Below are 25,208 nucleotides of genomic sequence, written 5' to 3'. Positions count from 1 at the left end.
TTACTCTGTCCCCGCTGATACTGAAACTTTATCGATACCCGCAGCTTTCACATTATCAAGAACTTTGATCACTAAGCCATGCTGAGTGTCTTTGTCTGCTTGAATAAGTACTGCTGCTTCTGGTGCTTCTGCTAACATACGTTCTACGTTAGCAGTTACACGCTCGATGTCGACTTGACGATTTTCCATCATAATGACACCAGTTTTACTAATGCCAATAAAGATGTTTGCCGATGGTTTAGACGTAGCCTGTGAAGCTTTAGGCTTGTTGTAGTCTAAGCCAGATGGCTTAACAAACGATGTTGTTACAATGAAGAAGATCAGCATGATAAATACGATGTCGAGCATCGGTGTCATATCAATTTGCGCTTCCTCGTCTACACTGGAATGCTTCTTACGTGCCATGTTCAATCTCTCTCTAGTGGTGAGGCATGCTGTCTTTTAGCGTTTCTAATCTGATTCTCATTTTCGAGTCTAAACGTGTGCTAAAGAAAACACCCGATAGAGCCGCGACCATTCCGGCCATTGTTGGCATAGTTGCCATTGAGATACCAGCTGCCATTAAACGAGCATTACTCGTCCCCTGAACTGCCATCACATCGAATACTGAAATCATACCGGTTACGGTACCAAGTAGACCAATCATTGGACAAATGGCTACTAAGGTTTTGATTATCAGCATACGTGCATTCAAATCTTGCTTCGCTTGGGACACCCAAGCTTCACGGATACGGTGTGCATGCCAAGAGTGTGTTTCATCTCTTGCTTCCCATGCGGCAATAATACTTTGATGTTGCTTTGGCGATATCCAATTTAGATACCAGTAACGTTCAAGCATTAAAACCCACATTAGGAAAAGCACAGCTGCTACCAACCAGAGGACGTCGCCTCCGGAGGCCATGAAGCCCCTGACGGAATCCCAAATATCCATCAGGATTAGCATCATTAGTCAGCCCTCTTCTCAGCGTGTTCAGCAATGATACCTGCACTTTGTTCTTCAAGTACTTGAACAATTGATTTACTACGTGCAACAACAATTGCATGTAATAACATTAATGGTAGTGCAGCAATCAGACCCTGTACCGTTGTAACAAGTGCCATAGAAATACCACCAGCCATTAACTTAGGATCACCTGTACCGAATAACTGGATTGATTGGAATGTTGCAATCATACCGGTTACTGTACCTAATAGACCCATCATAGGTGCAATAGCAGCAAGAACTTTAATGATAGAGATACGAGCTTCTAAAGCAGGAGTCTCTTTCAAAATAGCTTCGTCAAGTTTCAATTCTAATGTTTCAACATCAACATCTTTATTATCTTGATAAACTTTTAAGATACGGCCTAGTGCATTGTTACCTGGGTTTTCAATGTTCTTACGTTGGCTGTTAACTTTACCACCAATAACAGTAAGAGTAATTAAACGCTCAAGTGCAATTAATGCGCCTAAAGCAAGTAATGCAAGAATGATGTAACCAATAGTACCACCCGCTTCTAAACGGTCTTGAATGCTGGCTTTGTTAGTGAAGATGTTCAATAACACACCACGAGCAGGGTCAATATAGAATGGCGCAGTACCTGAAGTAGTGCCTTCCCATTTAGCAACTGCAGAAACTTGATAGCCTTCTGGTTGTTGAGACAATTCTTGAATCAAACCTAATTCAGGTTTGTAAACAACATATTGACCATCAGCAGTTAAGTTGAATGGACCTACACGATGAATAGTTGTATTAACAACGTTTCCATCAATTGCAGTTACAGTACCGTCAAATTTAACAACTTTACCAGACTCAACCATTTCAAATAATTGAGCTTCCCAGAATTGCTCTAACTCTTCAATTTTAGGAAGTGACTTACGCGCACCTAAATCAGCGATGAACACATCACGACCAGGGTATTGAGCAGAAATATTTGATGATGCAAGCTTACCCGCGAAATCACCGGCTTCACCTTTAACAACACCAAACATCTCACCTAAGTCACCTTGAGCGGTTTTTAAGTCTTCTTCTAATTGAGCAATTTTACGCTCATTGTCTAAAAACGCTTGATTAAGGTCTTTACCGCGTTGTTTTTCAGCTGCTAAAGCATCTTTCTCACGCTTTAGAAGTGCTGCTTTATCACCACGTTCGTTAAGGAATTCTTTCTCGCGTTTTGCATTTGTTTTACTGTCGTTAGCACGATCAACTTTAACTTGTTGCAATAATTGGTCGATAGTTTTTGGTGCATCAGCAGCAGAAACCATACCAGCAGTTAAAGAGAAACTTGCAGCTAATACAGCTGTAGTAATTAACTTCTTCATTATTGAGCAGTCTCCGCAGCAGGAATTGGTAATGCGAATAGATCTAGAGCACCTTGCTTACGAGCAATACGAATACCCTTAGTGATGTCACGTAAATAGCTGTCTTCTAACTTGTTCCAAGTTTTCGCATCAGCATCGTACATCCAAGCTGTTTTTTGATCTAAGCTTTGTGCATATAAGGCAACACGGCCTAGCTGGAAGAAGTCTACTAGTACTTCTTTACCATCAATTGCTAATTTACCGGTGTTAACTGCTACAAAGTTACCGTACTCACGCTCAATGCTATAAGCATCAAGAATTAGACGATATTTTTCTGCTAGAGTTACTTCTGCAGTATTTAAAAGTGTTTTTAAATTTTCAACACGTTCAGTACGAACTTGAGTGTTGAATGGAAGATCTAGTTGAACAAATTGTTCTAATGCATCTACCATTTTAAACATTAATGGCACTACGCCTTGACGTAAACGGTCAACGCCGTTGATGTCAGTTTGGATAGCATCCATTGTTTTTTGTTGATCTGCTACTAAACCAGCTACGTAGTCGTTATAAGATTTCAGTGATTCACGCTCATCAGCAACACTACCGTACTCAAATAACATGTCTTGAGCTTGGTCAAAATATTTGTCAACTTTTTGTTGTGACGCTGCAGCATCCGCATGAATTTTGCTGTCCGCCTTTTGCACATCGGCAAGAGGATTTGCAACTACCAGGTTGCTACTAGCTAAAGCTAGTGCGCCAACAAGTGCAGTAGCGATTTTTGTTCTATTGCTTACCTTGGACATAGTTCCCAACCAATTTGAAGTGAATTAAAAAAGTTTAGACCGTGGTTTAATTGTAAACACTTGATAACGATGTTATTCAAAAGTTAACAATACCTAAGTCTATCTTTCTCTTGTGATTGTTAGTTTTTCTTCCCTTTTCTATGCCTGCTAAGGCATAGACCCGCTCGCATCATTTCACAAAATGTTGACCTCTGTCAACATTTGGGAACATCTAAAAGTAGTGAAAAGAAGGCTAATTAAAGGCTATTTGGTTGAAAGGTTAGTTTGTATACATTTATGTTAATAAATCAGAGGCTAGTGATATCTTTTTAACCACACTGCTTCATCGTAATTCAAATATGAGATGTCGTTATACAGGCTGACTGTTTATCAGAACATACAATCAGAAGAACTAATCTGAATTCTGTTTAAAGTCAAATGCAAGCGTTATTCTTGGTTGCAAACTAATGAACTCATTAGTTCCATGACTTAAATTTGAAGGGAAAATAACCAAAGAATTTTCTACAGGTTTAATATAATAATCATCCTGATCATGAAAGTGTTTACTGATGTTTGCTCCGCCACATTTAAACCAGCCATTCCCCTCTTTAAGACAATCATCTGGAATCGACACATAAAAGCAAGCTGAAAATGTTCCATTTGAATGTACATGGTTTACATGTCGACCAGAACTTTCCATAAAAATCGACCAAGCCCCATTTATGATCCCATTACTTGTTTGAGCCTTTGCTTTACAATAGCTTTCGATTTTACCTAATAGAATTTGTTTTACTGTCTTCAATTCAGGATTATCTAAATGAAATAAATTCCCTTCAGTTTGATTTCCTCCTCTTATAGATTGCATCATCAAAATCTTTTTTGATTGATGAATTTCAAATAATAATACTTTAAGTTTCTTGAGTAGCTCTGCTGGTAAGACCTCGCTTTCAATCATAATTTCAGAAGTTAAGTCAATTGGTGATTTTCTTTCTAGTTTCTTAGCACAAGCGTATTCCAATGTAATCAACTTATGTGACGGTATTTTCAACAGTTCTTCTTTGATAAGAGCATATGCGCTGGTAAAATCATTAGCACACATTAACGTTATAGCTTTCTCATATTTTGCAATATCGGAATAACTATTCGTTAAAGTGGTTTGAGAGAGTATGGCTAAAGATTCATCCAATCGACCAAGCTCACGTAATGCAACAGCTTTTAATACCATCAACCGGGACTTTTCAACACTATTATCTAGCTTTGAATTAATTAATATCAAAGCATTTTCACATTCATCTAACTTGATTAATTTGCGAAAGTAGTCCGTTAAAAAATCAATATCATTCGTTTTTTTACTGACTAGTGCATAGTACTTTAAAGGATTTCTATCAACCGATGTCACTAAGTTATCAAACAAAAGGTTATGAATTACTAAATTCGTTGGATAGTGTTGAAGAAGATTTTCTAAGATATTATTAGACTCCTTTACGTTACCTTCTAAAGAAAGTAATTGTGCATACTTTAACTTAGTATCAATATTATTATAAACGGAGTTCAATTGTTCTAGTAAAAACTTGGCATCATTCAAATTAAACATTTTCAGCAAAATATCAGCTTTTATAGTCAGTAGTGTGAAATGGTATTTCGTATTTTCCTCTAAAAGTTTTTCACAATGCTTTAACGCCTCATCAACTAACTCTAAGCTTATAAGAGTAAGAATATAACCGACATTTGCCCCTTGATAACTTTGATTTAAAGTTAGTGCTTTTTCAAAAGCTTTTAGTGCGTTGGTGTTTTGATTTAATTCCTTGTAAATTAGTGCCAGATTATACTGGGCATCAAAGTTGTTTGGATTACTGTTTAATACTGACTGTAGTGTATTACAAGCTAAATGATATTCTTTCATTTCACTTAACAACATCGCATATGAAATGGTAATTCCTGGATGTGCAGACACATTAAGAATACGCTCAAATAAACTACGACTTCTTAAATAATCACCCACTTTTCGGTAAGACACCGCCAGTAAGTTTGCTATTTCTAAATTATTTACTAATCTCGGTTCTTTCTCTAGTAATTCAATAATACTATCGAATTTTTTGTTTTTATATAGTTCACCTAAGGTAGCTTGTAAACGAAGCATATCCGTTCTCCAATTACATTTGATTATCAAAATAATCCTACATTCGTATTATAGCAATTTATCAGTTATTCACTCAGCTTTATAAGCTATAAAAAGATACTTCAAAACAACAAAAAAAAAGCCAGCATAAGCCGGCTTTTTTGGACATATTTAAAACTAGAACTTAAGATTTAACTTAGCGTATAAATACTGGCCAGCTGTATCATATGAAGCAGGGATAGTATTCATATCCTGGTTATTAGAGATATAAGGAGCCTCTTCATCAAATAGATTTTTTACACCTACGCTAATAGTTGTCGATTCAAATGCAAAGTAAGTTGCTTGAACGTCATGATAAAAAATCGAATCAGCGGTGTTATCTAGGTTATCATCACTAGCGAAATAATCTTCACCCTCTGATTGATAACGTGTTTGCCATGAGAATGCCCAATCATCCATAGTATAACTTAGAGTTAAATTAGTACGTAACTCAGAGAATACAGCAAGTGTCGTTTCCCATTGGTCAGCAGCAACTTTGCCAGCTGCTTCCACAACATCTGCACCTTCAAATGGAGTGTAATTATATTTATCTAAATATGTACCATTTAACACTGCAGAAAAATCACCAGGGCCAATATCTGTTTTATATGACAGGTCAAAATCTATACCACTTGTCTCGAAAGTAGACAAGTTAGCATTAGTTAATAGTACACCTGCTACTGGACCAAGAGCTGTACGGTAAGGAGATGACGAATGAGGAGCATCGCCAGTCAAACTTGGACCTTTAACGAATTCACATAAAGGACTAGAGAAGTTTGCACTTTCCCAACAACCACTAACTACGTTATCCGTACCAGCCGTACCAATACCATTTGTGATTTCAATATCAAAGAAATCAATACCAACACTAATTCCAATATCATGACTATATACGAAACCGGCTGTGAAGCTATCAGACTCTTCAGGTTTAAGGTCTGGGTTACCACCTACAATCGTTGAAGATTGATTAGACGATAGCTCAAAATTACCTGGTAATCCTTCAGCTGCACAGTTTGCTTTAACTGTAGCACTTTGAGAACCTGAACCGTAGTTAGTACAAGGTTCATTATAAGCAAGGTTGGTTTCTGATTGTGGAGCAAATAATTCACCAATACCTGGTGCACGGAAACCAGTTGCTTTAGTTGCACGAATTAATAAACCATCTAGCGGTGACCACTCTAAACCAAACTTAGTATTAGTGTCTGAATCGTCTAAGAAGTCAAAGTCAGAATAACGAATCGCTGCAGTAAAACGTAAAGATTCTGCAAAAGGTAAACCTTCTAAAATAGGGAAGTCTAATTCAGCATAAACTTCATCTACAGAGATCTCACCCTCTGTCGGTTCTCCAGCTACACTATAGATCTGTCCAATTGATGCAGCACCATCTGGAACACTTTGGTATTCTTCCCAACGTTTTTCAAAACCAGCAGCGAACATAATTTCGCCACCTTGAAGCTCTAGGCCTAATCCACCAGAAAGGTTACCTAACAATTGACGAGTTTCACCGCGAACAATTGGAGAGTTAGGAACGAATGCATAATTGATCATTTCAGGAGTCAAAGTGCCAGCTTCTAATATATTCCAAACACCAGGACAATCTGAGTCTGCTGAACATAAATCAGGATCTAATAAAGTATCGATACGAGTAGGGTTGACTCGGCCTTCATCTAAACGAGCATCAACAAATCGAGCAAAATTATATGATAAATCCCAGTCAAAGGTATCAGCAAATGTACCTTCAAAACCAAATACCATACGATAATCAGAAAAATCTTGGGTAAATGCACGACCTGCCGTTTCTCTTAAGCGACGAACAACAACAATATCTTCACCCATAGGGTTATATTGATTTGTTGCTGGCATGGTTGGTCCCCAAAAAGTACCTTCAGGAGCCATTAACTGATCTGATTTACGGTTAGTAAAACCACCTTCAATAAAGGTACTTAATGTGTCTGTTAACTCATATCGACCAGCACCATTAATACTAAATACTTCCTGAGGGGTAACCATGTAACTTGTGGTAGCGTAGTTAAACCCATCAATTGCTTGATCAAAAGGACGAATTTGACCAGTTTGAGGATCTTTAACATGACCACCAGTTAAACTCGGTGCAAAGAATTGACCATAAGGAATGGTACCTGAACCACCACAAACTTTTTCTCCGTTACGTTCAAAAATTGGACACTCAGAAAAGTCTCGGTCACCTTGATAAATAGTTTGACGATCTGTGTACTGTAATGAAAGAACTACATTACCTTTATCACTTGAAGTACCAGTTGTCATAGAAAGTAAGGTTTTCTCACCGTCACCTTTACTTGTTTCATCGTATTGAACTTGGAATTCAACACCTTCAAAATCTTTCTTTGTGATAAAGTTAATTACACCTGCAATAGCATCAGAACCATAAATGGTTGAAGCCCCATCGCGTAAAACTTCAACTCTTTCAACGTAAGCAGTAGGAATTGAGTTTAAATCACCAGAAGCATAACGACGGCCGTTAATTAAAACCAAAGTACGACCTGAACCTAAACCACGAAGAGAAGCTGTAGCAAAACCACGACTACCATTATTCACTGTAGAGCCTTCAGCACCACCGTTAATTGCAGGTATTGTCTGAATGAAGTCTTCCATCGTAGTTACACCAGTAGCTGCGATATCTGCGGCAGAGAACACTGTTATAGGGCTTGCAGTTTCTAGATCTGTACGTTTGATTCGTGAACCAGTTACTTCGATGCGCTCTACTTTTGCGCCATCTTCTTCAGCAGCAAATACTGCTGGAGCACTGAATGCAGCTGCTGCTGCACCGCTAATTAGTGCTAAGCGCACTGAATGAGCTAATACGTTCTTATGCATTGTCTATCTCCCTGGACATATATGTCTTTCTTATAATTCCAACCTTCATATGTTTGAAGTATTGGGTAGGTGTGGTTGTTACAGAAAGTTACACTCCCACATCTTGTGCACAATAAAACACACATTTAACAACAAATCAACAAATGAAACCAAAAACAAACACCGGTTACACTCAATGGCTCAGTTTGCGTACAAAAACAGCTCTTTGGAGGATTTACCGCCAGTTTTTTGACTAAAAAACAATCAAATTACAACTAATAAGGAAATATAACTAACTGGTAAAGACCAAGATGAACAAAAGCGAATTGTATGGGAAAGGTAATTTGGCGGGCATCACAATAAACTTAATGGGTAGCTAAAAGAAGGCATAAGTTATTTGCATTAGGGAGGGTTACAGCATCAGCGACTGTCTAAGTGAGTACATTTAATCTTGTTATTGCCAAAAATAAAAAGTCGGCTAGTTTCGTAAAACTAACCGACTTCAAAAATATTATTATTCAATAATAATTAGAATTTTTGAGATACTTTAGCGTACCAACTAGCACCAAATAATCGGTAATTACTCACGTCTGTATTACCGTTACCCCCTGTTTCGATGTATGGGGGCTGCTCATCTGTGAAGTTCTCTACACCTAAACTCACTGTTGTGCCGGTGTCGAAAATGTAAGTAGCCGAAATATCATGATACAAGTAGTCATCAACGTTATAAACATGCCCCTCAATCGGTGAAAGGTAGACTAAATCGTTATACTCTAAAGCTGAAATATAATTTGCCGAATATGTAATAATTAAATCATTCCAAGTATATTTTGCATTAAAATTAATTTTATCAGTTGCGTAACTGTTTTCATTCTCATACAGTCCATTAAGATCTTTCATTGCAAATTTATAAGTTTTGCTATCGTAAACTTGATTTTCACGCTCTAAAAAATGTGTCCAAGACAGATTTAAATGAAAATCCCCCTCTAAAGCGCTAAAACTATAATTACTCTCAAAGTCCAACCCTTTTGCAGTCATTCGACTTAAATTTGTCGCCTTTTGACTAACAAAATCAATTTCTCCGTTAGTACGGTTAACATAGCTACATAGTTCGCTAATTCCTCCAAGATAACAACCTTTTAGTGAATCATTAGCTCCGATAGAATCAATTACCTCATCAACGTTTATCGCCCAATAATCAAGTGTAAATGATAAGTCTTCAATCAATTCTGGAGAAAAAGCTAAACCGACAGTTAATGTATCACCTTCTTCTGGTTGTAAATCTGGGTTTCCACCTACCCTTGCAAGTTGCTGTGTGTCAGCATTGTTTGCGCCACCTGTTGGAACGCCATCAGCCATACAATAACCTTGCTGTACAGACGTTAGCTTCGACCAGTTTCCTTTACTACATGGGTCACTTGCTGATGGATAAGAATCCCCGTCAGGAGAATATAGACTTGATATTCCTGGGGCTCTAAATACTGTTCCATATGTAGAGCGAACGAGTAAACTGTTTAATACTTTCCACTCTAGCCCTAGTTGATAAGTTGTACTTCCACCAAATAAAGAAAAGTCATCGTAACGAACGCCAATGGGCAAATCTAAAGATTCAGCAAAAGGAAGATCTCTTAATAAAGGAACCCGAAACTCAGCAAAAATACTATTTACATTAAATCTGCCTTGAGTACCTTTGGATTTGTTACCCGTTACCTCCTGCATAAACTTCCCAGAATCAACTTGGCTGTTTAACTCTTCATCACGGTATTCATATCCTATACCACCCGTTAAACTTCCAGCAGGCAACTCAGCAAGTTCTCCCCCTACGAATGCTGTTATTGTTTGTAACGTATAGACATCAGAATCAACAAGCGGTGCAGTCACATAATCAAGCATATCTTGAGTCACAGAACCAGGCCCGCCAAATACATTCATCGAGACACAGTCACTGATGGGTAATGCTTTTGTTCCACATACAATGTTGCCATCATCATCTTTAAATGAGGGTCCCATTGCTTTTGATAAATTCGGGCCATAAAGCTGACCAAAATCAGTTGAAACAACTTGGCTATGACCATAGTTATAGTTTATGTCAAAGTAATAATCATCACCTATATCACCTGCAAAACCAATAACTTGCTGGAATCGAGTAACATCTTGTTCAAAGCTACGTCCTCCTTCCAGCATTCTTCTACGAGATCTTGTAATATCTTCACCAAAAGGATTGTAAAAGTTATCTTTAGATACCCCATTAAAGTCAACTAATACTTGATTACCACTAGCATCTAAAACAGGTGAACCATCTTCATTTGTTTTCTTATATTTCCCGCTAAAACCGGGAGCGAATTTTGTATCATATGGGACAGCGGCTAGTTCTTGTCGTGATTCTCGTTTATTAATTCGAGTTTCTGAGTAAGCGCGAATGCTATCAGTAAGATCAAACCTTCCCTCAACAAAAAAGTTGAGTTTTTCATAAGGGGTTTGCAAGTAATTCACTGGAGCATAATTATAGGTGTCGTTAACCTTACCTGAACTAACGTAATCCCGCATATCAGCTAAAGTGGCAATGCCACCATCACATTTACCGTTGGTTTGATTTTTTTTATGTTGAAAATAAAAGTTTCCGCATGGAACTGAACCAGAACCCGCTTCAAATACATTTGCATTTGGCCCTGTTCCTATTAATCCGTTATTCATAAATGACGTAGCAGACTCTTTATCTCCTACTTGCCAAGGATGATTCAAGAAATCAACACTTGTATCACCTTGATACACTTCATCCTGTTTTACATAGTCCGCACCAAAAACAATATGTCCATCAGAGAATGCTCTACCGGCAACCAAACTGAGACTATTTTGCGAATTCTCTGTCACTTCAAATGAGTTTTTAACTTGAGCGGTAATTTCTAAACCTTCAAAGTCTTTTCGAGTGATAATATTGACAACACCCGCAACAGCATCAGCTCCATATGTAGCTGATGCGCCATCTTTTAAGACTTCAATTCGCTCCACCATAGAGCTTGGAATAGTTTGAAAATCTGAACTAACAGGCCTGCGACCATTAATCAATACCAAGGTTCTTGACGACCCTAATCCACGTAATTCGACAAATGTAGAACCATTTCCGCCATTATTAGTTGTCGTCATGGCTGGGGAACCTGACATCACCGCACTTTGTTGAAGAAATTGACCGACATCTTGAATCCCTTTCAATTTCATCTCTTCTGCTGTGATGATAGTTACCGGTGAAGCAGTTTCAAGATCCGTTCTAGAAAGTCGAGAACCTGTAACTTCTATTCTTTCTACCGTGCGTTCTTCATCTGCTGCGATGACATTTGAACTACTCAATGCAGCCAACGCTGCACCACTTAACAGTGCTAATCGCACAGACTGAGTTAATATTTTTGTATTCATCATCTATTCTTTCCCTAGACATAATTTTTTGTCTTGTTTTTATGGTTTTATATTTTGATTGTTTTGTTGCTATAGATTAAAACTGACAAGAGTTATCTGAATTGATTAGCAACTCTAAGGAATAGACCACATTAAAAAACTGTTATCAATGAGGATCAAAGTTATAAAAATCATGCGGTTACCATGCAACCTCATAGTTAAATATAATGATTTTTTATGATTAAAACCTAAAATTAATTAAAGCCACTAAAAACAAGAAGTTCTATTAAAAAGCGGAAAGCGTAGGTTTTACAAAGAAGAGGGTTGATGAATTTTATAGTCGAATTTACGAAAATTAATATCGATAAATTAAAGTGATTTATTACTATTAACACTCATTCTAAGCAATGAATTCAGTGTGCACTGTGAAGTTTTACTGATGTAATCTCATTTGAATTAATACTGTTATTCTTAAACAATAGTGACTGTAACTAAATCAGTCTTTTTCAAGCTAGGTACTTTTCGATAAGTCATAATACAAAAATGCCACTCATTAAATATGAGTGGCATTTTTAGTACGTTATCAGCTTTGCTTTGTTAAATGAGCTCAGCCAATACCTTATAGAATATAGCGAATACCGAAGCCGATACCGTCTTCTTCACCAATTTTCTGTGCAGCTTCATTTGGACCAGAGAAGTCACTGTTATCTAAACGACCTTCTAGGTATAAAATGATGTTGTTATCCCAAGTATAGTGAACACCTGCGGTCATGAATTGGCGTTTGAATACTTCGCCTTCTTCAGCAGTCATAATAGTATCAGCATCTAATACGTTGTAAGCTGCAAAGATGCGAATGTTGTTGTCAAAGTTATAAGCAACTAATGACTCCAAACCACGTCCACTTTCAATCATACGACCTAAGTTATCTGTATCATGAAATTCATTTTCGTTGTAGTTAGCAGCGAAGTGGAATCCTTTTTCATCCCAACCGCCATAAGTTACGCCAATACCGTAAATTTCATCACGCGCCTTAAATGAAGCACCACCGATTAAGTCTGCATCAAACTCACCAGTGTTAAACGCAACACCTACATTGAATTTATCAGTCACTTGATACATTGCAGATAAACCGAATGTGTTGCCATATTCAACTGAACCAATTGAGCTAGTAGTAACAAGACCATTAATTGGTTGAATAGTTGGGTCATCTACAACTAAATCAAAAGAGTTTTGCTTAAGTTGCATCTGCACACCTAAGCTGAACTTACCGAAAGTGTTGCGGTATTGAATGGTTTTGTCACCACGACCAGTACCGTTAATTGCACCATCAGCTTTGTTATAAGTATAAGTACCAGATGCATTACCATCCCATACGATAGGGTTGTTGGTTGCACCTACTAGGTCATACCAAACACCCCATTGCTTACCTAAGCTCAACGAGCCATACACATCATGAGATAAACCCACATAACCTAAACGGTTATTTAAAAACTCATCACTGCTTGACTCAAAACGGCTATCTGAGTTGTAAACAATTTCACTGTTACCAAATGGGTTTACACCCCACTCAAATTTAGCAAATGCAGCCCAGCCATTGTCCATTTGACGATCAAAACCAAAGTTAATACGCGATGCGCCATTCACTAACTCTGTTTCACCTTGGCCGTTGTAAACACGGGCATCAATGAAGCCACCAATTGACATAGAGTTCTTTTCATCTTTGTATACTTCGACAGCTGAAGCTGCAGGTACAAACATAGCCGCTGCTAATGCAGAAGCAATAATCGTCTTGTTCATCAAACTTTACCTTCTTTTATTTTCTCTCACATTTGAGTGATTTTTTGTGTTCTATTTAACACAAAGGCTAGCATGAAATTTTTCAAACATTCAAAATATCAGGACAAAACCAGTGTAATAAATACTAAAGTAATACATTTACCAGCACAAAAAACCAAAAAAAAACCAAAAAAAATTAACAAGTTTGCAGTCAACAATAATTTTTCAACACTATATCAACAACATTTGGCCGTTCAAAAAGTTATCAAAACTCTCACCTAGCAATAAAAGTATGGGTTCTGCAATCGGTTTAATCTGCTTTTCAGTGTAATAGTCATAGTCTAAATGCCACTTTTTGTCGCATACAGGTTCAACGCCCGTGATGGTCATCACATATTTAATTACTGCACCTTTTTTAAGCCATTGCTCTTGTTGTTGATACTCCGCCATCAATTTAGCCGCTTTTACATGAGGGGTTGATTTAGCGGTATAGTCTTCAACATTTCGCTTTAAGCGCTTAGTAAAGACTAGCTCTTGATCAAAATGCCCTTGTTTCAATAAACTGATTTGTGAAGATAAGAAGGCGGTAATATCTTGCTGATTAAAAAATCGTTGATAGAGTTGTAGTTGAATTCTTTTAGATAACGGTGTCCAATCACTCCTCACTTGTTCCATTCCCTTGAAAATGATTTGCGGTTTGGCCTGTTTATCTAATTTCATTCCGACATAGCGCTTTTTACTTCCAAGTTCACTTCCGCGAAGGGTAGGCATAATAAATTGCTGAAAATGGCTTTCAAATTCCAGTTCTAAAAAACTGGTAAGCTGATAATGTTCTTTGCACCACTCTTGCCACTTTTGTGTCATAGTTATAGCTAATTGCTGGCCGATTGATTGTGCACTTAACTCTGGTGAGTCCCCAAGCCAAACGAAGGTAGAGTCAGTGTCACCATAAATCACCTTATAGCCCATTTGTTCAATCCACAATTTAGTCAATTTCATAATTTGATGACCGCGCATGGTAATGGAACTGGCTAATTTGGCATCATGAAATACGCACCCTCTTGAGCCCAACACGCCATAAAGCGAGTTCATAATAATTTTAATAGCTTGAGATAATGGCTCGTTTTTATCCTGTTTAGCCTGCTCTCTTTGTGCTGCTAATCGTGCAATTAACTTAGGTAGAATAGGCTCTTGACGATGAAATTGAGCCCCTAAAAAACCTTCAACTAATTCAGGGTTGTTATTACCCGAGGTTTCTGCAAGTTTTAAACCTTCAACCAATCCTTTGGGGTCAATTAAAAAAGTACGAATAATTGAGGGATAAAGGCTTTTAAAATCTAACACCAGTACATTTTTGTAATACCCCGGAATAGAGTCCATGACATAACCACCAGGGCTCTCTAATCCATCACTGGCAGGCATATGTGGTGCCACAAAACCACTTCGATGCAAATGCGGAAGATAAAGGTGATAAAACGCTGCCACTGATGCACCCACACGACCAAACTCTAAGCCGGTCAGTTTTGCCCTTTCTATAGCAAAAGCGAGTAAGTTAGTTTTTTCAAAAATGTCCCACACTAATCGGCTATCGGTAAGATTATAATGCGCCAATTGCAATTTATCTGAGTGAAACATTTGGGTGATTTCTCCCCCTCGATTTTCTACGTCATGAATTGCTTTACCTTCATCAAGTAACACTCTTGAGACGTTTTCCAAAGAGAAACTGTCAAATTGATAAAATGCAGCTTTTAACCAATCAATACCATCTAACACCACCCTTCCAGGTAAACTTAACGTTTCTGGGCGATATTTATTTTCAACTTTCCAAGTTAGTTCAGTCCCACCTCGGCCAATTTTCAAGGCAATATTATGTAATTGGCAACGCTTATATAATAGCGCTAAGTCAAAAACCACCACCGCCCAACCAATAATAATGTCTGGGTCATAGTCGCTAAACCACTGAATAAGCTTGTGTATTAAGGAAACTTCATTAGCTACCCAGCTAATATAATCTGCAGATTCATTCTCAAGTGATGGCTCGCCCACCATAATGACCTTTTGATAGTGTTCACCATACAAGCCAACAGAGTACAACTCCCCTTTCATGCTGCATTCAAAATCAAGTGAAATAACCCGTAAACACGGTTTCCGCACTTCATCATCTCGATTATTCACATCTGATAATTGTCTCGCTCTAAAACACTGCATAACAGGCAAATTTTGACGACTGTGGCCAATTTCACCTTGGCATTCAATATTAAACGCTATGAAGCGCTCGACAAGGAAGCGTTGCTCAGGACGAATATCGGCTTCATATAAATTTATGCCTAAATCGTTCGCTATTCTGGTTAATTGTTTTAAAGCTGAATTAGATGAAAAATACAGACCACACACAGCATGATGATTAAAATCAACCATAGTTAGTGGTTTTACGGTTACTTTGTCTAAGTGTGGCGTTAGCTTGTCCACATCGACCTGACGACAAAAACACACGATATGTTGATTGTTTAACTCGACCAAAACAGGGCCATCTGCCGTTTTAATATAGTATTGCAAGACTAATTGACCATGACGATATATCGCATGGCGAGTTAATACTTGGCCCTTTAAGGTGATCAAGTTATTTTTAGCTGTAGAATTAGTTAGCTTCAATTTTTTATCTATTTTAAGCACATGGATTCACTGTTATTATGTACAGCATAATTTAGTCATAGCAGAATAGACACTACTTATGCTCACCGATAAGGTAAAAACGCAAATTCGCTCTACCTATAAAGACATTGCCAGCGCGATGCCGCAATTTCGTTCCCGTCGTGAGCAAAATTATATGGTAGCAGAGATCTCTAAAACCTTAGCGGGTGAATATGACAAACACCGACGTATCATAGTGGTAGAAGCGGGTACGGGAATTGGTAAATCTTTGTCGTATATTCTAGGTGCTATTCCACTTGGGTTAGCCAGTAAAAAAAAGGTCTGTATTGCCACGGCAACAGTCGCTTTACAAGAACAATTACTGCATAAAGATTTACCCTTCTTTTTACAGCATTCAGGTTTAGATTTTAAATTTGGTTTAGTTAAAGGGCGCCAACGATATGTGTGTCTTGCTAAATTGGAAGCCATGATAGGCACTCAAGACAGTGCGCAAATGGCCATGTGGCAAACCAAACCTGACCAAACACAAATAGACCAATTACAACAGTTGCATCAAGACTATCACCAGAAAAAGTGGAACGGTGAATTAGACAGCTTAAAAGAACCGATTCCAGACTTTTTATGGCAGCAAATTTGTTGTGACAAACACAGTTGTCATAAGCAAGTTTCGGCACACCATCATTGCCCTTTTCATAAGGCCCGTGAAGATGTTGATACATGGGATGTATTAATTGCAAACCACAGCTTACTTTTTGCAGACTTAGAGTTAGGCGGTGGTGTTATTTTGCCCGAACCTGAAGACATGTTTTACATTATTGATGAAGCGCATCATCTACCCATTGTTGCCCGTGACTTTTCCAGCGCTCAAGCCACCTTACGCGGCGCTACCGATTGGTTAGAAAAAGCCAGTAAAACCTGTAGCAAATTACAAAACCAACTTAAAACCAATAATATTATCGCCCCCGTACAAGCGATGTTGGATCACATTACTGATATTGTTAGCTTGTTAAACCAAGTGGCACACTTTTGTGACACTCAGCCACAGTTTTTTGCTAACCCAGAAACTCGCTGGCGCTTCGAGCATGGGCAACTTCCTGAAGCATTAACCATTCAAGCTGAAAACTTATCTACCGCCACCGGTAGCGGCGTAAAACAATTTAATAAAGTTGTTGCCGTGTTAAGTGAAGCCATTAAAGATGGTGAAGTGCCTAAGCATCAGTCAGAGGGTTTGTTGTCAGAAACAGGATTTATCTTACAACGCCTAGAAAACTTACATAAACTGTGGAAAATAGTCGCCAAAGAAGACAGCAAAAAAGGTGCGCCAACGGCAAGATGGATTGAGTTGATTACCGGAAAACAACAAGATTATCTTGTGTGCGCTTCACCAATAGAAGTGGGCTTTATGCTTGAGTCTATGCTGTGGCAAAAGGCTGCGGGAGTGGTATTGTGTAGCGCCACATTAAGGGCGTTAAATAACTTTAACCATTTTGCGCACCAAGTTGGTTTAACAACCCAAGACGGCAGTCGTTTTTTAGCTTTACAGTCCCCTTTTGACTACCAAAACAACGCCACCTTGTTTATTCCACAAATGGATAATGAACCCACCCATGATAATTACACCGAAGAATTAGCCAGCCAAATTTTAGCGTTAATAGAAGGTGAAATGGCCACGCTGGTATTATTTGCTTCATACTGGCAAATGGAGAAAGTTGCAGATCTTGTTGAAGGAAAAATCCCAAAACAACAATTATTTGTACAAGGAACAATACCAAGACAACAAATTTTAGCCCAACATAAACAGCGTTGTGACGACGGAGAGCCAAGTATTATTTTTGGCACAGGCAGTTTTTCGGAAGGGTTAGATTTACCCGGCGACTACTTAACAAACCTCATCATCACTAAATTGCCGTTTGCTGTGCCGACGTCTCCGGTTGAGCAAGCTCATGCAGAATACGTTAAAATGAAAGGTGGCAACCCATTTTTACAGCTCACCATTCCAGATGCATCACGTAAATTAGTACAAAGTTGTGGTAGATTACTGCGTAAAGAAGAAGATTATGGTCGTGTGACTATTTTAGACCGCCGTTTAGTCACCAAACGTTACGGAAAATCATTAATTGACGCACTACCGCCATTTAGGCGAGTCATTGAGTAGGTAAATTTTGGAATTATTGATAGACCCAAGCCAGCTATTATTATTAGCCGTTATTGGGATTATTGCTGGGTTTATTGACGCCATTGTTGGCGGCGGAGGGTTATTATCAATTCCTGCGTTGTTAACCATGGGCATCCCGCCACACTTAGCCTTAGGCACCAACAAATTAGCGGCTTGTTTTGGTTCGTTCACGTCTAGCTATACTTATTATAAGCAACAACTATTTGTGCCTAAGTTTTGGCGTTTGTGTGCCATTGCCACTTTTGTTGGGGCAATTTTAGGTAGCGGGCTGGTTTTTCTGATTAACTCAGCATGGTTAGAAAAGCTTTTGCCTCTGCTTATCATCAGTATTGCTATTTATACTTTATTTAGCCCTAAAGCCATGGGCAGTAAAACCTATACTCCACCAAAAGAATCACCAGACCACACAAAGCAATCAGTTCAAGGGTTAATATTGGGTGGATATGACGGTTTTGCCGGCCCTGGTATTGGGGCATTTTGGACAGTATCATCAATTTCACTGCATAAACTTCCGTTACTTGAAAGCTGTGCTCTAGCCAGAATTATGACCTTAATCAGCAACATTACGGCATTAGCCATATTTGCATTTTTAGGCCAAGTAAACTGGATTTTAGGGTTATGGATGGGGTTATGTATGATGGCAGGCTCGTTCATTGGGGCTCGCAGTGCGATTCGATTTGGTATCCCTTTTATTAAGCCGCTGTTTATTATCTCAGTGGTTTCAATTGCGGCCCATTTAGCATGGAGTGCTTGGGTATGAATGCCGAACAACTCATTCACTTGCTCAGACAACAACTTCATCAAGTTGAGCAAGACGTATTAATTCATGACAAACAGCTCGCCCCTAAGCAAAGAAAATCGCTTGAAAATGTCGAACGCTTTAATCATAACGTTTTTAGTCAGCAAGGCGCAGCATTACGACCTTGTGTAGAACAATTGCGCCAAGATCTGAATCAACTCGAAAAACAAATTAAGCTAAATCTTGCAAAGAGTACCATCGAACTAAGTTGTCAACGCATTCAAGACAGGTTTACCGCGTTAAAAAGAGCCTTACTGACAACCAATATCAATTTAAAATCGGTCGCCCAAGCAAAAGCCAGTAATCGAGCTCGTTACGCCAAAAAACAACAAACCTCCATGCAACAAAGTGAGTTTGGTTGGCTTGCTGGCAACATAATGAAAAACAGCCATCAATTGTATGATGAGCTCAATAAGCATCTTAATTGGGCTAAGAAATTTGAATTTAAAATTCAACAAATGGAATCTAATCTAGACTTATGTCATGCTGCAGATAAAATTAAATTGCAAAATGACATACTTTTGATGCATCGTCGTTTAGGTAAATGCCGCAAAGCTATAAGTTATATTGAAGAGCGGATTCAATACTTTGAGCGCCCTCGCCGAAGTGATTATCGTTAAGGAGCAACAATGAAATCGATCGTGACCACTAGTGCCTTATTTGCATTGTTATCGTCAAGCTCGCTGCTAGCAGCCAATCTCACTATTCCGATGTCTTTTGAATATTTAGCAATGGATGGCAAAGAAATTGAAACCAATATGTTTAGTCATAAAGCTGAATTAAACTTAACCGAAGGCACTCATAAAATTGCCATTCGATATCATGAAATGGTTGAAGATGACTTTACTGACAGCCAAAGCTTTATCAAATCGGCACCCTTTATTGTCACATTAACAGTAGACGGTGATTATCAATACCACTTACAAGCTGCAGAGGGCGAAGTGGTTAAAAAGCCAAAACAATTTGCCAAAAAGCCTGAAGTTGTCATAAGTCGTGAGGACAATGGCCAAGTCAGTTATTCGGTTGAACTAACCAATGTAAAAGAGTCGTCATTGTTTGATAGCTTCTTTGGTGATAGTGACGAAATGGCAGCGCAATCTGTCGCCGCAACCAGCCCTACCAATAAACAAGCAGCAGAAACAGCGACAGCAAGCGTCGCCTCAACCACTGCGGTGGCAGCAACTGCGGTTGTCGCTAATGCAGCGTCTGACGCCACAACAAAAACCAACACTCAACCACCCGCAAATGCAGAGCAAATGTTGCAATATTGGTGGTTACAGGCTGACGAAGAAACCAGAAAAGAGTTCATGAGTTGGGCAATTAAACAGCTATAATTATGCCTATTCCTTTTGTATATCACGCCAGCTATTCACAGCTGGCGTTACCCACAAATCATCGATTTCCGACCAGTAAATATCAAAACCTCTATGAATTTGCTAAGCAACAACAATTAGTGCTGGATGAGCATCATCATATTCCTAGCCCTATCCCACTTTCGTTGATCAAGCAGGTTCATCAAACCGATTATGTTGATGCTTTTATTAGCGGTAACATTGATGCTAAAGCGATGCGCCGTATTGGATTTCCGTGGAGCGAGCAGTTAGTCACTCGAACCCTTCACGCGCTTAACGGTACATTAAAAACCTGCCAACTCGCATTAACACATCAGTTTGCTGTCAATTTTACCGGCGGCTATCATCATGCTCATTACGATTTCGGCAGCGGTTTTTGTATTTTCAACGACTTAGTCATCGCGTCGAAACACCTGCTAGACACTCATAAAGTTGATAAAGTGCTGATTTTTGATTGTGATGTTCACCAAGGCGATGGCACAGCAACATTAGCTCAAAAAGAAGATGATATTATTAGTTGCTCAGTGCATTGCCAACAAAATTTTCCTTCACGCAAAGCACACTCAGATTACGATATTCAAATAGACAGAGGCTGTAGTGACAGCGAATACCTAGACACCATTAACAGTGTATTTAGCTATTTACTCCAATTACATAAACCGGATTTGGTTATTTATGATGCGGGGGTGGATATACATGAAGATGACGACCTTGGATACTTAAACATCTCAACAGCTGGTATTTTTGCACGCGATAAGCTCATATTATCTTTAGCTAAGCAGCAAAACATTCCCGTTGCAGCAGTCATTGGAGGCGGTTACAGTCGCAACCAACAACATTTGACCCAAAGACACAGTCAATTATTACTGGCGGCCAACCAAGTTTGGCATAAAAATTAGACAAATAGAAAAAGCTGTCACACAATAAATAAATGCTAAGTCTTATTATTAAGAATCAATAAATGGAGTTAACCATGCACTTAGAATTCCGAAATTACTATGAAGTACTGCTGCTGGAGATATTGCGTGATGAGGGACTAATGGATGAACTTCCCGAAGATTACTTAGCAGACCTATGCTGCTTGACCTTAAACCAACTTCCGGTGCGATATATTCGACACCTTGTTGATACGTATTTTTTTGAGCAGTACGATGAACTCCAGCAAATGAAATCTGAAATTCACATCGCCTTAGAACGCTCGCAGGACTTTTTACAATCTAACTTAAAACAGTCACAACTGACTGAATGACCCATTGCCAAAGACAAAGCATCGACAATAAACAGAAAAGAAACAAAAAATAGGGGAAGTTTTGGAGGTTCCCCTAGAGCCGACACCCCGGCACACGAGTCGCTTGCTGCGGTTGCTCCCTTCCAGGCCTGGCCGAGTTCACAAGTTATCGTTGCGGGGGGACCCTAGGGTCACCATAGATTTCTATATAATCACTGAGATTAAAAACAAACGTTTAAAAAAGTCATTACCTAGAACGCGGTGGATTATCCCTTAACCTTACGCTTCATTCAAGTAGCAAACTCGCTATTTTCAACAATAATGGCTTATATGAGCAATCATTGCACAATTAGTAAAAATTCAAGCAAGATATAAATCACTATCTATAATTTAAAATGTCGGCTATTTCACTGCCAATGAATCCAATATCACTATTAATGCGTATTTATAGCTAACTAGGTGACATCCATAACCTTTAAAGTAACCCAGCAAGGAGTGTACTGATGCAAGCAATCAAACTCATCGTATATTGTTCACTCATATGGTTGGTACTTTGCTGCAATACCTTTGCTGCTGATTTTTCAAATAAAATTAATTCGTCGCAATTACCCCCCAAGTTTAGTCAACATAATGACCGCCAACTTCATTCAACATTGGGCTCTATGAGTGCAGTTAATTTAAAAACAAATACGGCCCCAAAAGTGGGGTTAAGTATTGATAAATATACCGTAGAGCAAATCAATAATCGTTATCCATTTAGCCAAAAAGTTGCTGTTGGACTTCACTCTCAATGGGCATTGTTTAACAGCATCGTTATTGACAGTTATATAAAACAGTTAAGTGGCAATCAGCTTAGTCCTTCACTGAATAATGACCTGTTAACGCATCAGTTAGCCCCACAAATTGACAGTATTTCAAAATCATACCAAATTGAAGAAAATGTGTTGCAAGCACAACAAGACGCCTTTATTGGTAGCGGCATAACGTTACACAATTTATTGAATAATAAACTGATTGTCGGCATGAACTATCAGCTATCAATAAATGAGTATGATTTCACTTCTACTTCATCTCAATCTATAAACACCTATATCAATTATCAAGTCATCAATAACTTAAATGTTAACTTTGACTGGATAATGAAAGATGAACCTTCCGTTGATAATCTTCGAACCAATTTAACCGATAGACGCGTCCCTACAAATGATATTGATTCTCACTTCCTTTTGATTTCAGTTAGTTACAAAATGTGATCCAAGTCTCATTTGCCAACCAATCATGCCATTATTGCCACTACGAAAAGTTTAATCCTTACAAACTTTGTTATTATTATTGTGAATGCATTGTTAAGTAATGGTGCCATCCTACACATTTACACGTTGTTGTATTAGGCATTTAGCCAACATGATTAACAAAAAGCCATCGGCAATTGTTACTACTAAAGGAATAGATGGACTTACTTCACAACTCTACCGTCATTCGCTTAACTGACAGAATAGGTTAGATAAAATATTAGTGGGTTAAAACCAGACACTTTGATTGATAAGACATTTAGAGTGAAAAAGAATTGCAGGGAATAATGATGAAACAATTAAAATTTAATACAACAGCAAAAGCTGTATTAAGTGCAGGGATATTATCCTTTGCACTTACCGGCTGTGGCAGCGACGGTAAAGATGGTGAAGACGGTGAAAATGGTCCAGTAGGTCTTTCTGTCGGTGCAGCATCCAGCTTGCATGTTAATTTTCAAAATGCTGACATTACAGACGGTATTATTAAAGTTAACTTCAGTCTTGAAGATGCAAACGGTGTAGCGATTACTGACTTAGATACTTATGCAAACGTCGACACTTTGGGTTTAGGTATTGCTAAGTTAGTGCCTCAAGGTGGTAAAGGCTATAAAACGCCTCAATGGGTAAACTACAACAACAAAGTAGTCGCACCAGTCGAAGGTGATATCCCGCCAGGATACGAAGATAAAGCGGGTACAAAAATCCAAGCCACTATTGAATCTGATTGTAAACAAGAATGTTTATCTACAGAAGCGCCTGGAGAATACAGCTACACGTTCAATTTAAATTTAAACTCTTTAGAGCCTATCGAAGGTCTTGACCTTACTTACGATGAAACCTTAACTCATCGTATTACCATGGAACTTCGCGCAGACTCAAATACCAACAAACTTGTAAACACACATTTTGACTTCGCACCAACTACAGGTGAAGCCGTTAACGATGAAGATACAAGATTAGTTAACTCATTAGAACAATCATGTATTCGTTGTCATAGCGACGATTACGACCATGCTTGGGCTCCAAAATTAATTCTTCACGGTAACAAACGATTTGCACTTGAAAACTGTCAAGTATGTCACACGAATTATGCTGCAGATCCAGAAACGGGGTCACCAATTGACTTAGCTTACATGGCACATAAAATCCATAAAGCTGATTACTTGGTCGCGGGCTATAAAGGAAGCGTTCATGATTATTCTGAAGTCACCTTCCCTGCTGATCTATATGACTGTCAAGCATGTCATATTGAAAATGAAGAAAGCCCAGTTGATGCGGCAAACTTCAAACATCATACCGCTTTAGCTTGTGGCTCATGTCATACCGACGCTACAGACCCAAGCGCAATCAAAGATGCTATGCATGAGAAGTACATTGGAGCTACAGACTGTACAACTTGTCATGCTGATCAAGGTATGCCAGGTGCAGCGCATCACTTCACTGATTCTGTTGCTAAACAAAACGCTCAAGACAGCTATTCAGCAACTCTTGTACCAGAAAGTGTTAGCTTTGACTCTGCAACAAATGAGTTAACATTCTCAGTTAAAGTTGAAGATAGCAATGAAACAACTGTTAGTAGCCCTGATACAGATGGCCGCTTAACTCAAAGCAATATCATGCTAGGTTTTGGTAATGGTACAGACTTTGCTGGTGGCTATAAAAAAGTAGACTTATTGAATACTGCGCCAATATCAAGTGCTGATGGTGTATTCACTTATACTGTTTCTGAAATGGATTTATCTGCAAATGTAGCTATCCCTGCAACGGCTATAGTGACCACTAAAATGTGTGTAGATCGTGACACACTAGCTGGTGTCGTATGTGGTTCAGGTTCTGATGAAGCATCTAGCCCTGCAACACTTGTGGGTGAAATTGTGCCATTCAACTTATCTGGTGAAGCTGAAGTATCTGCACGTCGTGTCGTGGTAAGCAATGAAACATGTGCAAACTGCCATGATGATAAATATTTATCTAAATTTGGTGGTGAGAAAATTAAACATTCAGGTTCTTACACCAACTTTGAAGCTGAGTGTCAAATGTGCCACAACGCGAGCTACTCAAGAGGTTCAAGTAAGCCAATTGTAGAACACATTGATTTCAAAGTACGTATTCACTCTTTGCATGCTAACAAACGTGATGGCCAAGAAGCTGGTGGGGAAGATAGAATTACCTTCCCAGGGCATTATGGTAATTGTGCAACCTGTCATGATCAAGGTCAGTTGAAAATGGACAGCTTAGGCGAAGTTCCAGCCACGCAAACAACTGATGTTGAACTAGGTCGTGTCGAGTTCTCTCCAATTGCAGCAACTTGTGTAAGTTGTCATGGTGTTAAAGACTCTTTAGTTGCTCATATTCGCTCAGAGGGTGGCGCAGCTAACGATCCTGAAGGAACTTACATTCCGGGGTCTGAAACATGTGCGACTTGTCATGCCGAAGGCAAAGCTTACGGTGTCGATAAAGTTCACCCAGTAGAATACAAATAAGTAGTGC

The 25,208-nt window shown here is 38.7% G+C and carries 17 protein-coding genes and 1 other RNA gene; 8 read left to right on the top strand and 10 right to left on the bottom strand.

Features of this window, described 5'->3' with window-relative positions; all coding sequences use genetic code 11:
- The 9 genes from L2672_RS13255 to L2672_RS13215 all read right to left on the bottom strand — a co-directional run bounded on the left by L2672_RS13255 (window position 1) and on the right by L2672_RS13215 (window position 15,871).
- Window positions 1-405 (bottom strand): ExbD/TolR family protein, encoded by a 405-nt coding sequence (locus L2672_RS13255; RefSeq protein ID WP_248996324.1) that lies wholly within the window; start codon window positions 403-405, stop codon window positions 1-3.
- A 13-nt stretch (window positions 406-418) separates the two neighbouring features.
- Window positions 419-946: a MotA/TolQ/ExbB proton channel family protein gene (locus L2672_RS13250; protein WP_248996323.1), complete on the bottom strand. Its 528-nt coding sequence runs from the start codon at window positions 944-946 to the stop codon at window positions 419-421.
- Window positions 946-2,301 (bottom strand): MotA/TolQ/ExbB proton channel family protein, encoded by a 1,356-nt coding sequence (locus tag L2672_RS13245; protein ID WP_248996322.1) that lies wholly within the window; start codon window positions 2,299-2,301, stop codon window positions 946-948. Before L2672_RS13245 ends, L2672_RS13250 begins: the two co-directional genes overlap by 1 nt.
- Window positions 2,301-3,083: a DUF3450 domain-containing protein gene (locus tag L2672_RS13240; RefSeq protein ID WP_248996321.1), complete on the bottom strand. Its 783-nt coding sequence runs from the start codon at window positions 3,081-3,083 to the stop codon at window positions 2,301-2,303. The genes L2672_RS13245 and L2672_RS13240 overlap by 1 nt, the downstream gene beginning before the upstream one ends.
- 391 nt (window positions 3,084-3,474) lie before the next feature.
- Entirely contained in the window at window positions 3,475-5,202 is a 1,728-nt protein-coding gene (locus tag L2672_RS13235) for a 2OG-Fe(II) oxygenase family protein (protein WP_248996320.1), read from the bottom strand.
- A 156-nt stretch (window positions 5,203-5,358) separates the two neighbouring features.
- Window positions 5,359-8,073, bottom strand: a complete 2,715-nt coding sequence (locus tag L2672_RS13230; RefSeq protein WP_248996319.1) for a TonB-dependent receptor plug domain-containing protein — start codon at window positions 8,071-8,073, stop codon at window positions 5,359-5,361.
- A gap of 507 nt (window positions 8,074-8,580) precedes the next feature.
- Window positions 8,581-11,466, bottom strand: a complete 2,886-nt coding sequence (locus tag L2672_RS13225) for a TonB-dependent receptor plug domain-containing protein (protein ID WP_248996318.1) — start codon at window positions 11,464-11,466, stop codon at window positions 8,581-8,583.
- Between the two features lie 595 nt (window positions 11,467-12,061).
- Window positions 12,062-13,240 (bottom strand): porin, encoded by a 1,179-nt coding sequence (locus L2672_RS13220; RefSeq protein ID WP_248996317.1) that lies wholly within the window; start codon window positions 13,238-13,240, stop codon window positions 12,062-12,064.
- Between the two features lie 210 nt (window positions 13,241-13,450).
- The gene (locus L2672_RS13215; protein ID WP_248996316.1) at window positions 13,451-15,871 is read right to left on the bottom strand and encodes a DNA polymerase II; all 2,421 of its coding nucleotides are present in this window, start codon (window positions 15,869-15,871) and stop codon (window positions 13,451-13,453) included.
- A 79-nt stretch (window positions 15,872-15,950) separates the two neighbouring features.
- On the opposite strand from L2672_RS13215, the gene dinG reads away from it, so the two are divergent.
- From dinG to L2672_RS13185, 6 genes are all read left to right on the top strand, one after another.
- A complete protein-coding gene (dinG, locus tag L2672_RS13210; protein WP_248996315.1) occupies window positions 15,951-18,026 on the top strand; it encodes an ATP-dependent DNA helicase DinG in 2,076 nt (691 codons plus the stop codon).
- 7 nt (window positions 18,027-18,033) lie between these two features.
- Window positions 18,034-18,807, top strand: a complete 774-nt coding sequence (locus L2672_RS13205) for a sulfite exporter TauE/SafE family protein (protein WP_248996314.1) — start codon at window positions 18,034-18,036, stop codon at window positions 18,805-18,807.
- Entirely contained in the window at window positions 18,804-19,466 is a 663-nt protein-coding gene (locus L2672_RS13200) for a primosomal replication protein (RefSeq protein WP_248996313.1), read from the top strand. The genes L2672_RS13205 and L2672_RS13200 overlap by 4 nt, the downstream gene beginning before the upstream one ends.
- Window positions 19,467-19,475: 9 nt before the next feature.
- Complete coding sequence (locus tag L2672_RS13195) at window positions 19,476-20,180, top strand: DUF2057 domain-containing protein (RefSeq protein ID WP_248996312.1); 705 nt, start codon at window positions 19,476-19,478, stop codon at window positions 20,178-20,180.
- On the top strand, window positions 20,180-21,097 hold the full coding sequence (locus L2672_RS13190) for a histone deacetylase family protein (RefSeq protein WP_248996347.1): 918 nt from the start codon (window positions 20,180-20,182) through the stop codon (window positions 21,095-21,097). Before L2672_RS13195 ends, L2672_RS13190 begins: the two co-directional genes overlap by 1 nt.
- A gap of 74 nt (window positions 21,098-21,171) precedes the next feature.
- On the top strand, window positions 21,172-21,447 hold the full coding sequence (locus tag L2672_RS13185; RefSeq protein ID WP_248996311.1) for a late competence development ComFB family protein: 276 nt from the start codon (window positions 21,172-21,174) through the stop codon (window positions 21,445-21,447).
- 70 nt (window positions 21,448-21,517) lie between these two features.
- On the opposite strand, the gene ffs is transcribed toward L2672_RS13185, so the two are convergent.
- Window positions 21,518-21,615, bottom strand: an RNA gene (ffs, locus tag L2672_RS13180) — signal recognition particle sRNA small type.
- Window positions 21,616-21,929: 314 nt separating this feature from the next.
- On the opposite strand from ffs, the gene L2672_RS13175 reads away from it, so the two are divergent.
- Together L2672_RS13175 and L2672_RS13170 are read left to right on the top strand one after the other, a co-directional pair.
- Complete coding sequence (locus L2672_RS13175) at window positions 21,930-22,679, top strand: porin family protein (protein WP_248996310.1); 750 nt, start codon at window positions 21,930-21,932, stop codon at window positions 22,677-22,679.
- A gap of 329 nt (window positions 22,680-23,008) precedes the next feature.
- Window positions 23,009-25,201, top strand: a complete 2,193-nt coding sequence (locus tag L2672_RS13170) for an OmcA/MtrC family decaheme c-type cytochrome (protein ID WP_248996309.1) — start codon at window positions 23,009-23,011, stop codon at window positions 25,199-25,201.
- Window positions 25,202-25,208: the final 7 nt, after the last annotated feature.

Origin of the sequence: Shewanella gaetbuli, from assembly GCF_023284065.1 — a bacterium.
GTDB lineage: Bacteria > Pseudomonadota > Gammaproteobacteria > Enterobacterales > Shewanellaceae > Shewanella > Shewanella gaetbuli.
The sequence above is the reverse complement of the archived record's forward strand: the minus strand, read 5'-3'. Positions and strand labels throughout refer to the sequence as shown.